At 45.6% G+C, this 14372-nt stretch carries 7 protein-coding genes; all 7 read right to left on the bottom strand.

Going from position 1 to position 14372, the window contains the following annotated elements:
• Window positions 1-11 precede the first annotated feature (11 nt).
• Window positions 12-554 (bottom strand): sigma-70 family RNA polymerase sigma factor, encoded by a 543-nt coding sequence (locus ACGHCT_RS00320; RefSeq protein WP_390437549.1) that lies wholly within the window; start codon window positions 552-554, stop codon window positions 12-14.
• 220 nt (window positions 555-774) lie between these two features.
• Window positions 775-9654 carry an immunoglobulin-like domain-containing protein gene (locus ACGHCT_RS00315; protein WP_390437548.1) on the bottom strand — a complete coding sequence of 2960 codons (8880 nt, stop codon included), beginning with the start codon at window positions 9652-9654 and terminating at the stop codon, window positions 775-777.
• Between the two features lie 162 nt (window positions 9655-9816).
• The gene (locus tag ACGHCT_RS00310) at window positions 9817-10065 is read right to left on the bottom strand and encodes a GIY-YIG nuclease family protein (protein ID WP_072853232.1); all 249 of its coding nucleotides are present in this window, start codon (window positions 10063-10065) and stop codon (window positions 9817-9819) included.
• A 212-nt stretch (window positions 10066-10277) separates the two neighbouring features.
• Window positions 10278-11075, bottom strand: coding sequence for a M23 family metallopeptidase (locus ACGHCT_RS00305; protein ID WP_242975742.1), 798 nt, complete (start codon window positions 11073-11075; stop codon window positions 10278-10280).
• 75 nt (window positions 11076-11150) lie between these two features.
• A complete protein-coding gene (locus tag ACGHCT_RS00300; protein WP_072853227.1) occupies window positions 11151-12041 on the bottom strand; it encodes a SpoIID/LytB domain-containing protein in 891 nt (296 codons plus the stop codon).
• 295 nt (window positions 12042-12336) lie between these two features.
• Window positions 12337-13323: an aldo/keto reductase gene (locus ACGHCT_RS00295; protein WP_072853225.1), complete on the bottom strand. Its 987-nt coding sequence runs from the start codon at window positions 13321-13323 to the stop codon at window positions 12337-12339.
• Window positions 13311-14363: a zinc-binding dehydrogenase gene (locus tag ACGHCT_RS00290; protein WP_072853223.1), complete on the bottom strand. Its 1053-nt coding sequence runs from the start codon at window positions 14361-14363 to the stop codon at window positions 13311-13313. The genes ACGHCT_RS00295 and ACGHCT_RS00290 overlap by 13 nt, the downstream gene beginning before the upstream one ends.
• Window positions 14364-14372: the final 9 nt, after the last annotated feature.

Genomic DNA, 14372 nt, shown 5'->3' with positions numbered 1-14372 from the left:
CTCCTCTCCGATCAGGATATACTAAACAGTTTCCGCAGCTTCTTTTTCCCTCTGGATACCCGGTTATAGATGACTTCCTTTTTCATGCCAGTCTCACTGCTTACTGTGTCTATATCCTGTTCCTCCAGAAAAAGCCGTTCAAATAACTCCCGGTCCTTAGGTTTCAGGCAGTTCAGCATGGATTCCGTCTCCTCAGAAAGTTCTTCTTCCAGAAACTCCATCTGCTCCCCTGCTTCCTCCTTCACCAATCCCTCTTCCCAGCTCTGATAATTCAGCTCTTTTAAATACCTGCGGAGATAATCTACTGATTTGTACCGGGCGATCCCCGCAATCCAGTTTTGAAAGCTGCTTTTTCCCGGGTCATAATATTGGATATTATCCCATATAGCCATAAGGACATCATTCATGCATTCCTCCTGGCAGGGCTTCATATGGTACAGATGCTTTCGGATCACACTTTTTATAACCCATCCGTATGCATCAATTACATATTCCAGCGCCCTTTCATCTTTGGCTTTCAGCCGGGTAATAAAATTGTCCTCATTTATTTTCATAGTGTCTGCCCCCGTGTTTGGATATTGCCATGGCATTGTCATAGTAAGATAACGTTCTCTTACCTGTTATTTCGTAATCTATCTCTCATTTCTATCACTTTATCATATATTTGCATAAATATGTTGCATCCTCGTCTGTGAAAGAAAGGAAACCACCAAAGCCAAAGATAAAGGCAGTGCCGGAGGAGGATTCCCCCGGCACTGCCCTGCATGCTGCCTATTATCTTGTTTTCGTCCAAACTCCGGAACCATTTACATAGTACTTGCCAATCCATGTATTAGAAGCCATAGCTCCATTGCTTCTCAGGTAATACCATTTTCCGCCTACCTGAATCCAGCCGGTTGCCATTGCTCCGCTGTCCTTCAGGTAATACCAGGTCTTTCCGTCCAACAGCCAGCCCGTTGCCATCGCTCCGCTGCTCTTCAGGTAGTACCAGGTCTTTCCGTCCAACAGCCAGCCCGTTGCCATTGCCCCGCTGCTCTTCAGGTAATACCAGGTCTTTCCGTCCTGCAGCCAGCCCGTTGCCATCGCTCCGCTGCTCTTCAGGTAGTACCAGGTCTTTCCGTCCTGCAGCCAGCCTGTTGCCATCGCTCCGCTGCTCTTCAGGTAGTACCAGGTCTTTCCGTCCTGCAGCCAGCCCGTTGCCATCGCTCCGCTGCTCTTCAGGTAATACCAGGTGCTGCCATCCTGCAGCCAGCCCGTCGCCATCGCCCCGTTATCCTTCAGATAGTACCAGGTACTTCCCACATAGACCCATCCAGTTTCCATAATACCATCTCTGTTCAGATAATACCACTGGCCTCCAGTAAAGAGCCAACCGGTCTTCATGTAGCCGTCGCCGTCAAAATAATACCACTGACCGCGAATCTGTTTCCAGCATTCCACGGCAAAGGTTCCGTCTCCGTTGTCATACTTCCACTTTCCGTTCTCTGCCACCCAGTGAGGCTGCAGCTTTTTGGTAACCGTTACTTCAGCTGAACCCTTATTTCCCTTGCTGTCAGCTGCAGTGATAATCGCTTTGCCCTCTTTGATTCCCGTTACCTTGCCATTCTGATCCACAGCCGCAACTTTTTCATTAGAAGAACTCCATGTCAGGCTTCCCTCATAATTTCCGGTCGCTGTGATTGTAAGGCTGCTTGCAGCAGGTACAATTGCCTTTGCAGGATCCAGTTTGATTTCCACGGGCTTCTCCGGCTCTTTTATAACAGTAACCTCTGCGGTTCCCTTGTTCCCCTTGCTGTCGGCAGCTGAAATGGTCACTGTTCCTTCTTTCACCCCTGTCACCTTGCCGTTCTGATCTACAATGGCAATAGCATCATCAGAAGAACTCCATGTCAGGCTTCCCTCATAATTTCCGGTTGCGGTAAGAGCAACACTGTCACCCTCAGCCACTTCTGCCTGGGAAGGATTAATCTTGATTTCAACCGGATCCACAGGTCCCTGACCGCTCAGCGGAATCATAATCACATTTACTGAATATCCAGGTACCTTATAAACCACTTTACTTCCAGCAATAGAAACGGAAGATTTCTGAGGCGTAATGCCCCCATTGTCCATAGTATTTACTGCATTCAAACTGTCGCCCTTCAGAGATATAACAGACGCCTCGCTGCCTGTGATATTCAAATTAGACAGATTTAAGGTGATCTGTTTATTGCCGCTCTCCGTGTTGACCAATTTTACATATACATAGTCATCGTCTTTGGAGACAGTGTTGTAGATGTCGTTATGGTATGGCCTTAAGTTCATACTGTAATCCTCTGCATAGCGTGTCACACTTGCTGAGGTATAGCCGGCTTCCAGACGATCGTTAATTCCATAATTAAAGCTTACAGTTACCGCTTCATTTACTGGGAACTTCGTATATCCAGGCGATGAATAGTAACTGGAATTGTACCATTCATGATCGTTGGAGATTACATTGCCGTCTGAATTAGTACGTGACCTCTGTACAACATTTCTGCTGTCTGACCACCCACCCATGTTATACCAATAGTAGTCACTGCCGCTGGTGGCTCCTGCGCCTACCATAAATCCTTCATTGCCGGATTCTTTTACTACAACGGCTTCTACCTTATAGTCATACCATTCAGGATCGTTTACTACACTGGGAATCCATACCCCATTGGTGGCAGATGCCTGGGACAGGTAGAGTTTTCCGTCCTTGATCTCAAAGCTGCCGCCCGATCCGGGGAATTTCTCCCAGAGATCCAGTGTTTCACTGTCATCCTCAAAGGTTTCGTCCAGAAGTACTGTCCCGTCTTCTCTGGTAACCTTAACGCTTTCCACATACCCTTTTGTTGCGTAGGTGGCCAGTACCGGGCTTCCTGTATTTACCGTATACCGTTCACCCTGTCTGTCAAGAAGCGCCTTTATCGTCTGGTCTCCTGTGTATTTGGAGAACATCTGCTGCACATAGTAGTTGATGGATCCAATGCTGTTATACTCATCAAACCAGATGAGGTCAGTCTGCCAGTTGGTGCTGCCCATCTTGTTAAACAGAGGCGCATAGGAAACATTCTTTACAATATCGCTGTTTCTCTCGATACCGGTCATATAAGCAGCATCTGACAATGCTGATTCCATGCTGTTGGGTACCCCAACATGGGTAGCATATTCACCCAGAAATACGGGAAGTCCGCCTTCCTCTTCTCTTAAGAAGTAGTCATAACGATCGTCCTGTCTCTGTGAGAAATTAGTACCTACATAGTAATGTTCATCCACCAGGATGTTATCACCTTCATGATTTTGCTTCAGCCAGTTCCATGCCTTCTGATTGTTTCCATCATCTGCGGCTGTTCCGGAAGCTGCAATTACGGTCAGTTCCCGATCCGGATAATTGGCCTCTTTGTATTCCATGACTCTGTCATAAATAATGTCAAAGTTCTTAAAGTATTTGTCATCCCAGTTTTCATTTCCAATGCCCACGTATTTCAGGTCAAAGGTTTCTTCATGCCCGTTCTGTGCACGTTTGGCTGCCATTTCATTGGTGGCAGGATCGCCCCAGCAGTAATCCAGCAGATCCGTTGCATCCTTTACAAACTGATCTAAGAGTTCTCCGGTTGCTGCCGGTATATTGTTGCTTCTTGCCTGGCAGAGTACACCTGCGTTTAAGATTGGATACGCTTCTGCACCAATCTCTTCACAGAGGGAGAGGATTTCATGATATCCGAATCCATAGGACTGCATGTAACCGTAGGTCGCATCATTGCCCCAAAGGTTAGGAATCTGTTTCCTTTCCTCCAGAGGCCCAATGGTGTTCTCCCAGTCATAGTAGGTATCCCACTCGTAAGCGCCCTCAATGATACAGCCGCCCGGGAAACGGATAAATCCAGGATTGATGTCTGCAATCTTCTGCACCAGGTCAGCTCTCAGACCTGCACCGTGTCCATAATTGGTGTCCCCGTATCCAAACGTATCCTGGGGGCTGACAGAGATCAGGTCCACACTGAGCGCACCCTCTCCTGCTCCCTCTACTTTGAATACCAGCTGGCCCTTTTCTGTTGCTTTGCCGGTAAGTTTTCCGGTAACCTTTGTCCACTCGCCTGTCTTAGCGGGCTCAACTGTGATTTCATCCGTCAGTGCCTCGCCTGCCGCGTTCTGGAGTTTCACCTTCATTACTCCGGCGTAGGATGGATCTGCTTTTGTAAATACAGAGAAGTTCATATCCACCCCTTCTTTTACTGCCATGGAAGGTGTACCCAGAGAGTTAATAGGCGTATATCCATTGTTTGTAAGTGTCAAATCTCCTGTAAGCACCGCATAATTCGGGTTGTTCCCGTTCAGAGGATTCTCAGAGGCAACTGCAAACCTGTCTGCTGCGTCGCAGTTCCACATATTCTTGTAATCATTGACTCTGCGTCCCCCGTCATAGCGGTAATTCTCAAAGGAATTGTTCTTAACCATTTCAGGATTTAAGCCGCCGTCTGCGGAATTATTGATATCTTCAAAGAATAAGCCTACCAGACGATCGTTGATATCAACCCCGATATTATTTCCGTCAATGTCCATAGAATAATCGGTTGTCCCTGCAGGAAGCAGATAAGCCTCATATACTTTTTCCAGGCTGGCCTCTCCCTTGCTGAAGGTAGCTGTAACCTTTATTTTAGTTTTTTCTTTTACATTTCCTACTACTTTACCCGCATTGGTAACATAGATAGGATTACCGCTGACCCATTTGATTCCTACATTATATTTGTCATCCCTTGTAAGAAGCCCCAGATCTCCGGTAATAATTCCATTGTCAATGCCTTCTATCACATATTCTTCTGCTGCACGGCGGACAGATTCCTCGTCGGACAGCCCTTCAAGGTAGCTCTTTTCAATTTCCTCATCTGTCAGTACTTTATTGTAGATCGTAATATCTTTGAAGGAGCCTTTAAAAATAGGATCCGGATAGGATGATTTGCCCAGATACGCTGCCAGATCCGAACCAAAATCGCTTACTGTTCGGTCTAACGGGACAGTTCCTACCTTTTCTCCATTCATATAGCCCGTAATGCTGTCTTCCGTAATTACCGTAGTATATTTTACCCACTGGCCCTTCAGAGACTTTGTGGATGGTCCTGCAATCCCTTTTGTACTGTCTGAGGGTGAGATACCCACCTCTGTCAAATAAGGTTCTTTTGCATTAACCGTATTGGTAAATACCGTTTTCATATTCCCGGCCGGGTTGGACGGATTGAGCAGCCAGTAGCTGACCGGCAGATCCTCCTTTGTCCCAAAGAACATAGCCGCGTAATTATTCGGATCTAACTCATTCTTTACCCACAGGTCCACAGTCAATGTATTCTGGCCTGCAAACATACTGCCCGGAAGTTCCACATAATTTGTATTCTGGCTGGCAGTAGCACCCGGAAGGGTGAGAACGCCATCCTGGACGGTAACATTTCCTACTATTTTACCATTATTGCCATGTCCTGATACATCCTTTACGCCATCGCTGAAATCATATTTGGCAATAATGTCAGGATCCGGCTCTTCCTGATTTCCCTCAATCTTAACGGTCATGGTTACTTCCTGATACTGAGGATCCACAGCCTGCTCCTCGGTCATTTTCAGAATCGGTGTTCCGTCGGCTGCCCAGTGTACCGTCTTGATTCTGGCATGGCGTCCGGGATCATGCAGAGGATCTCCGTTTACGGTTGTTGTAGATCTGGCATGGTACACAAAAATATCATTGCCGTACTCATCTGTAGTAAATGAGTTGTGCCCCGGCCCGTATTCTCCTTCCACATCCGCTGAATTCAATACGGGGTATGGTGTCTTTGTCCAGTTATCCAGATTCAGAAGATCCGCATTTTCATCTGCCGTCATCATACCGATACAATATTCAGCTCCGGTACCTGCGGCTGAGAAGCACATATACACTTTTCCATCCCGTTTTAATACAGAGGGACCCTCATCCACGTTATAGCGGATGCGCTCCCAGGCATACTCCGGAACGGTAAGCACCTGCGGCTCTGAAGTCAGTTTCCACGGTTCATCCGGGTCTATAGTTGCGATCAGCAGACTGGAATTCCCAATGGTTTGTGCCCAGATTACATAGTGCTGTCCGCCCGCCTCAAAGTGTGTCATATCCAGTGAAAAGTTTGTAAATGACAATGTATCTCCATTAGATGCTTCCATTCTCTGCACGTTCCAGGATGCAGGATCCATTGGATTGCCGCCCTCTTTGCATACAAGGATATGGGGACGAATGCCAAATGGGTTATTCTTCTCTACACTTCCTGTAAAGAATACATACCATCTGCCGTTTATCTGGTGAATCTCAGGTGCCCAGATATAGCGGTATACGCCCTCTGCAGCGCTCCAGTTCCAGATAGAGACCTCTTCCGCTGTCTGCAGGCCTTTGATGGTCTTAGCTCTGCGCAGAGTCACACGACTATACCCGTTGGAATCACTGCTGCCGTTCATTGGATAAGATGCCGTAAAATAGTAATACCCGTCATCCCCTTTGGTGATCCATGGATCTGCCTTGGACTCAATAAACGGATTATCATATTCAGGATACCCCACCTTACCTGATACGGTGTAGGTACCATCCTTTTTATAGTTTACACTGGAATCATCCCAGGTTACTGGAATCTCCGCATTGGATCCGTCGCTGTAGGACGCGTCCACAGACTGAACGGTATCCGGTAATTTACCCTCTTCCGCCTGTACGGTCACGGAAGATGGAAGACTGCTGATGCCTGTATTCACAACAGGAGCCAGTTTTTTAACTACTCTTTCATACTCTTTCTGGTTTACCTCCAGTACGTTGCCGGCATTGGCTCCGCCCGGTATGGCAGCCTCAACACTATCCTTATCTCTTCCCTGTACCTCAACGGGAGCAGAGGCTGTCTGCAGATCTGCGGATGTATTCTGATAGATTTTCTCTCCATCTGTCCAGGTAATAATATATTTCTCACCATCCCACTCGCAGACAGGTTCCAAAACCTTCTTATCCGTATTCAGATCCAATTTTGATTCATTGTTAAAAAGAAGCAGGTCTTCTGAGTCAAATACATATATGTAGCTGTAGTTATTATTATTGGTCGCTGCAAATGCATAGCTTCCGTCTGCTTTTCTGAAAAGATACGGAGACAAAATACCGTTGAGAGCATCCTTATTATCCGTAAAGCAGATACCGGAATCGTAATTCAGAGCGCTGTAGGTACTGCCGTCCTGGCTGTATCCCATATGCAGGCTGTTTGCAAGGGCCGCTTTATTCTCACTGCTGGTGTCAGAAAAGCCTTTTTTGTCTTTTGACCCTGTATAAGAAAGCAGGTATCCGTAAGGTTTCTGAAGGACTACTGCCGGAAAATCTTTATGTGCAGTTACTCCGCCCAGGGTAATTTCCGCCTTAAGAGTAACATTCTTATCACCGTCTTCCGGTCTTGTAACCTTACCGTCATTACCAATATATTCCGGGCTGTCCGAGGTCCATGTAACCGTAGCACCATTGGCAGCAGCTGCAGGCAGAGTAAGATCCTTTGTTACGTAGTACGTTCCGATGGAAAGATCTTTTACTGCTGCCACCAGATCTCCCTCAGGATTATTGTACTTTACGGTAAGCGGAAACTCTTTTGTTACGGATTGCCCCTTTAATGTCAAAGTAGCTGTCAGAGTTACATCCACATCCTGGTCTGGCGGTCTGTTTACCTTCCCGTCATTTGTAATATACTCCGTTTTATCAGATTCCCATGTAATAGAAGACTGATACACAGATCCCGCATCAGGAAGGGTGATATCCCCTCTGATTTCGGTTGTTGGAAGGGTTAATGCTGCCTTATCCTTATTGAGCATCTCCAGGATAACCGATTCATCTGCAGTATCACTGTAGTCTTCTATAATTTCATCCTCTGTTAAGGCCTTCGTATATACTCTTACGTCCTTAACGCCGCCCTTATAATATTTATCCGGATAGGAAGACCTTCCGATATATCCCACCAGATTGCTTCCGAACTGAGAAACAGGCCTGTTGGTCTCTACCGTGCCCACCTTTACGCCATTATGATATCCTGTAATAGAATCTTTAGTGATTACCGTGGAGTAATAGGTCCAGCCTTCCCCTGTAGCGGGTCCAGCAATTCCCTGAGCGGCATTTGTTGGAGATATCCCGTACTCTGTGGACCAGGGTGCGCCGCTGTCGTTGCCGTTAGTAACAACAGATTTCATAAGTCCTGCGGGGTTGCAGGGATTAAACAGCCAGTACTGTCTGGGATAATTTTCTGTAGTTCCGAAAAACATAGCAGCGTAATCCCCATTTTTTGTCTCGTTTTTCAGCCAGAAGGAGATTGTCAGGGTATTCCGCCCGTCAAACATCCCGGTTGGCATCTGTACATAGGCTGCGCCTGAACCATTGGCACCGCCCGGAAGGGTTAATGTTCCATCGGCTATGCCAGCGTTTTTCCCATGAATTGTACCATCGTTCCCATTACCTGAAGTATCCGCAACAGTACTTCCTTCTGTCGCCGCTCCGTCGGCAAACTCATAATGAAGCAGAAGGCTTTCCTCTTTCGTAAGCTCTGCCTGTGCCTTTACGGTAACAGGAAATTCTTTTGTCGTACTTGCGCCGAGAGTTCCATATGAAATGGTGGCAGTAAGCACCGCAGATTTGTCCCCCTCCTCAGAAGGAGCCCTGTGTATGGTACCGTCTGCCTCTACTACAGCTGCATCACTGGTCTCCCAGGTGATAGAAGAGCCGTAATTCCCTGCATCCTGAAGCACCAGATCCTCAACAACAGCATCCAGTCCTCCCATCGTCAGCTCAGAGGCATCCAGGTTTACGATACCCTGATCGTACTCTGCCTGTACCTCATCGTCTGTCAGTTCGTCGGTATATACTTTGACATCTCTGACTCCGCCCTTGTAAAGTTTGTCCGGATACAGAGATTTTCCAATGTAAGATACCAGATCACTGCCAAAATCACTGGCGCTTCTTCGCAAGCTTACCGTACCCATGTTTTCTCCGTTATAGTATCCGGTAAGTGTATCTGCAGTAATAACCGTGGTGTAAAGACCCCAGCTGCTGTCAGTAGCGGGTCCCAGTATTCTTTCCCCGGTAGAAGCCTCGTTTGTGGTAAAACCGGCTTCATGGAGATATGGCATTCCATCCTGTGCAACCTCGTCTGTAAGAGCGGTCTTCATTGCTCCCTGCTCCAGATTACACGGATTTAAGATCCAGTAGTGAAGGGGCATGCCGTTTACAAGTTCCTTGCTGCCGAAAAACATAGCTGCATAATTTCCCTTGCCGGTATCGTTTTTCAGCCACAGGGAAATGGTCAGGGTATCCTTTCCGTCAAACATCCCCTCCGGCAGTTCCACGTATGCGGCATCGCTCCCGTTAGCGCCGCCCGGAAGGGTTAGAGTACCGTTGGAAATCTGTGCACGATTTCCCCTGATGACACCATCGTTGCCGTTCCCTGAGACATCCTGGATCAACTGGCCGTCTTCGGCCGATGTTCCCGAGAAGTCATAATGCAAAAGCGGAGTCTTTTCAGGCTCCGCTTTTACTTCCAGAACAGTTCCCAGCATATCTGCCGGTATACTTCCCAGTACCAGAGCGAAGGTCAGCAATAGTGCAATAATACGTTTGACTTTACTCTTCTTCATTCAATTTCCTCCTTTTTCTTTATAATATTTCTATTATAAAAGTTGTATGGAGGGTGATTAAATGATGTTTTTTATCCACTTTGTTGGATATTTTTCGCTCTTTTATTTTTTATATTGTTTTTATGAACTTTGTTGGATATTTTACGGAATAAGTGTGTTTTCTTATGCATTTTTTGCATGCAGCAATTTCAGCTTGTCCGTCCGCTTCAGCCGTTTTATGGCATATTCCCTGCTCATTGCCTCTTCTTTTGTGGAGAATTCTTCCACATAAACAAGTTCTACCGGACGCCTGGTCCTGGTATATTTTGCACCTTTTCCCGCATTGTGATCCGCCACTCTTTTTTCCAGATTGTTTGTCCATCCCGTGTAGAGGGTTCCGTCTTCACACCTAAGAATATACGTATAATTCATGGTACTGCTCCTATACTATGTATATGTAAGATTTTGCAAACAAACTGTCTGCAAAATCTATCAGATTTATATAAAGCAACCGGAGGAGAAAAAGGTACTCTACCCAAAAAACAAACAATAAATAGTAAAGCTGTGAAAAACCGGCTGCTAATATTGGTATATGATTGCTCACATAGTATATTATACTCTATTTATCCAATCCTGTGCAAATCCTAAGGCAAATACATTACAGGATCAATTGGTGTTCCGTCTTTTGTCATCTCGAAGTAAAGATTGCTTCCTTCTACGCTGTAGTATTTAGTTGGTTCACTGATGTATCCGATAACGGAACCGCTTGCCACGGTATCCCCCTCTTCATACGGAACTTCCTTTAACTGTCCATAGACAGCCTGGTAACCATTTCCCATATCCATGGTAAGGGTAGTACCTGTCTCTTCATTGGTTGTAATAGACAATACCTGGCCGTTGGCTGCTGCCAGAACCGGTGCATTTACGTCTGATGAAATAACAATTGCAGGATTGTATTTATACTCGTTTAATGTTGGGAAATAGACAGTTTTGTCCATGCTGTAATCCAATAATACATCCCCATTTAACGGCCACTCCATAAGAGAAGACTCAGAAAAATTAATTTCCGGAGCTTCTGCCTCTACATTTTCTGTGGCTGCACTTTCATTTGCTGCATTGTCCTGTGCATCCGGATTCTCCTGTGTATTCTGGTCTGCCTGCGCATCCTCAGCCTCCGGTGTATTCTGGTCCGGCTGGTCCTCTACTTCTTTTGTTCCTTCTACATTCTCTGTACCGGATTCCTGGCTTTCCTCTTCCTGCATATCCTGGCTGTCATTTGCCGCCAGTTCTTCTCCGTCTGTGTCTTTTGTTTCTTCCGCTAAACTCTGTTCCTTCTTCGTATTGGTACTCCCTGTCTTATAAACACCCACACAGGTGGCAACAATAGCTACCAACAGTACACTGCTAACAACAATACGAATCATTTTTTTACTGTTCATCATATTCTTCACCTCAACTTATAGTCAATTGTTGTAACTATAGGGTTTCCAGAATATGTGAAAGTATTCATTATTTTCTTAATTCTGACCAATAACTGTTTTTACATCCTGAATTTCCAAATCCGGGAAAAAATATGTAATAATTTCCTTATAATTCTTTCCCTCTTTTCCCATCTGATCTGCGGTATACTGACTCATTCCCATTCCATGGCCGATGCCCTTGCACAGAAACCGAATCTTTTCCCCCAGATCCTGCACCGTAAAGCAGGAGGATGTCAGACCCAGAGCATCTCTCAGCTCCTCACCCTGGAATTCCTGGTTTCCCACCTGAATCTCCAGGACATAATCCGTACTGTCTGTTTTTATGATTTTTACAGGTTCCTCTTCCGATTCCCCCCATGCAAATCCCGGGTATTTCGTTTTCAGCTTTTCTTCTATTTCTTCAGAAGTAAAATAAAAACCTTTTAAATAATCCTCACTGTCAATGTCATTGCCGGTATCTACAGAAGGCACATACGCATAAGAATCACCCAGAACCTCTTTTCCGTCCCTGGTCTTTCCCCCGCTCAATCTGCAATAGGGAATATCCGTAAGCTTCCCCTGATTACAGAGAACCTGCCCTTCTGTCTCCTGTACCGCCTCCTGGTAGTTTTGAAAACGTTCCAGGAAATCATCATTCATTTTATTTTCTTTTAACTGATCCACCGCATGTTTTACTTCTCCGGAAACAGCACCTTCCTCTAATTGTGTATAGAGGTTGCTGCGGGATACTATGGCTTGCGCTTTGAGCGCCTCTTTCGAATAGTTCCATGGAATTTCCATGGCCACAATAGCCGGGAGGTAGTCTTCCACCTCCACTTCTTTTATTATAGGACATGCCTCTCTCCCCGAGATGAGAGCGGTAATTAATAAGGGGAGGAGAAGAAGGATCAGCAGTAAACTTATGATAAGCTTGATATTTTCTTTCATATCATATCCAAAGATGTGTTCTTACATACTATATGAGAGAATGTTTGTCTTAAATGATAGTTTTGTGTATGTAGTTTGAGGTTATACAGGCGGGGGAGGAGCATAGCAAACGGACGGTCAAGAGAGGAGGTCTTGGGGCCTGGCAGAGACTCACTTCACATTCACGAAAAACGGGCGGGGATGGTCGTGAGTGGTACACTTTTCCTCTGCTTGTTTAGCACTCTTGGTGGCTCAATGTTTTGAATAAACTGCCAAACAGCATCATCCGTTCAGCAGCAGTCTTTCCTACAACTAATTAAACAAGTTCCCCTAAATCCCTTCTCTCGTTCCCCCAAGGAAGGATATATGGTTCCAAACTCGGCCTGAATGGTACCATATTATAAATCTCATCTAACCGCTCCAGAATATCCTTTGGCAATGGTCCTTTTTCTACAGATTTGTAATTGCTGATAAATTCCTCTTCTGATCTGGAACCGGTCAGGACACAGCTCACAATTGGATTAGAAATTACAAATCGCATGCTCATTTCGATGATATCCATCCCCGTATCATCCAAGAGTTTATATAACTCTTTAAATTGATTTCTTCTGGGAAGGCTTATCCAGGGTGCTCCATTTTCAATTATATCATCTCTTCTCACAGCCAGTGCCCCCTGCTGCAGAGGCGAACCGCAGACAACACCCATATTGTGCTTTTTTGCAGCCGGGAGGATCTCATACTGTGCCTCTCTCCATAATAGACTATAGTTAAATGCCGTTAAAACCACATCAAATTTTCCTGTATCACATACCATAGCAAGTTCATGCGCAGCAGTCCCCCCAACGCCTGTATATTTAATCATACCGCTTTTCTTCATCTCATCCATGGCATCTATGACAGGACCTGTACAAGTCAGGGGATCCTCCCACCAATCCAGATACAGATTTCTCTCCGGCTCGTGAACAAATAACAAGTCAATGTGATCTGTATGTAACTTTTCAATACTTATTTCTACCGATTCTATGATATCTTTTTTTGATTTAGGATCAAAGGGGGCAGGCATCCCAATTTTGGTAGATATAAACGGTTTATCTCCATGCCAATCCTTTAAAATATTTCCAAGTACCGTTTCACTGTTAAAATAACTGGGCGCTGTATCAATATAATTAATGCCTGACGCAAGGGCAAACAAAGTTGCCTTTTTAGATAGTTCAAAATCCCCTACTAAATCTGACATAAATAAACCGCCAAGGGACATCTTCGTTACTTCCATTCCAGTTCTGCCTAAAACTACTTTCTCCATTGTCCTTTCTCCTCCTCTGTCTGATATAGTCGGATAACCGACTTGATTGCCTTTTTGCTTCTTACATATTCATACGCCTCAGGGGCATTTTCCCATGTAAATATATGATTTTTATCCAGCCAGTTAGAGGCATCCAGTCTGCCGGATCTGATAAGCTCTATTACCTCCTGATGAGTTTCCGCTTCATCATAAACGGCGTTGTAGAAACGAAATGATACAGGTCCGAGGATGGGATTAAAGCTGTAGCTGTAATAGTCATCCATGCCGTACACTGCCACAGTGCCTCCTGTTTTCAGACAAGTCATATAGGGTGTAAGTGCTTCCTTTTTACCTGTTGCATCAATGATATAGTCAGTCTGGCCCTTATGAGTCTCTATCAGGGTTTCCACGTCCTTTTGAGACCTGTAATCTATATATTCCTGCATTCCCGCCCCAAGTGCGCTACCTTTTCTGGATGCACTGCCAAGCATAATCACATGAGCTCCCTTGATAGCACACATTGCTCCGATAGAAATGCCGTTAGCCCCTGAGCCTATAACTAAAACCCGGTCGCCTTCCTTTACTCCCATTCTGTTTACCCAACTCAGATTTTCTCTCCAGGTAATTATCATAGTAGCGTCCATTGGATCGATAATACCCTCAGGAATGACCTGATTTACCCTGTAATACTCCCATTCACTTTTATCTAAACCGTCCAGCTGCATGGCCTGATGATCCAAAGCCAGGCCATATTCGCACATTCCTCCCCAGCTTAAACCCATTCCTTCTGTCTCTCTGGTGTATACCCTGGCAACCAAATCCCCTACTTTAAAATTACGTACTTTTTTTCCCACCTCTATCACCCGTCCGATACTTTCGTGACCGATAATGGAAGGATATACATTCCCCCATGCAAAGGTACCGTCGATAACCGCCAAGTCTGTTCCTGTACAGGTAGCTCCATAGAGCATTTGGCAGCGCGCTTCATAATCTCCCATGGAGGGCTCAGATACATCCTGTACCTGAAGTACTCCCGGTTTTTCTACAACTAGTGCTTTCATTTCCAGTCC

The organism is Lactonifactor longoviformis, from assembly GCF_042848515.1.
Taxonomy (GTDB): domain Bacteria; phylum Bacillota; class Clostridia; order Lachnospirales; family Lachnospiraceae; genus Lactonifactor; species Lactonifactor longoviformis.
The sequence above is the reverse complement of the archived record's forward strand: the minus strand, read 5'-3'. Positions and strand labels throughout refer to the sequence as shown.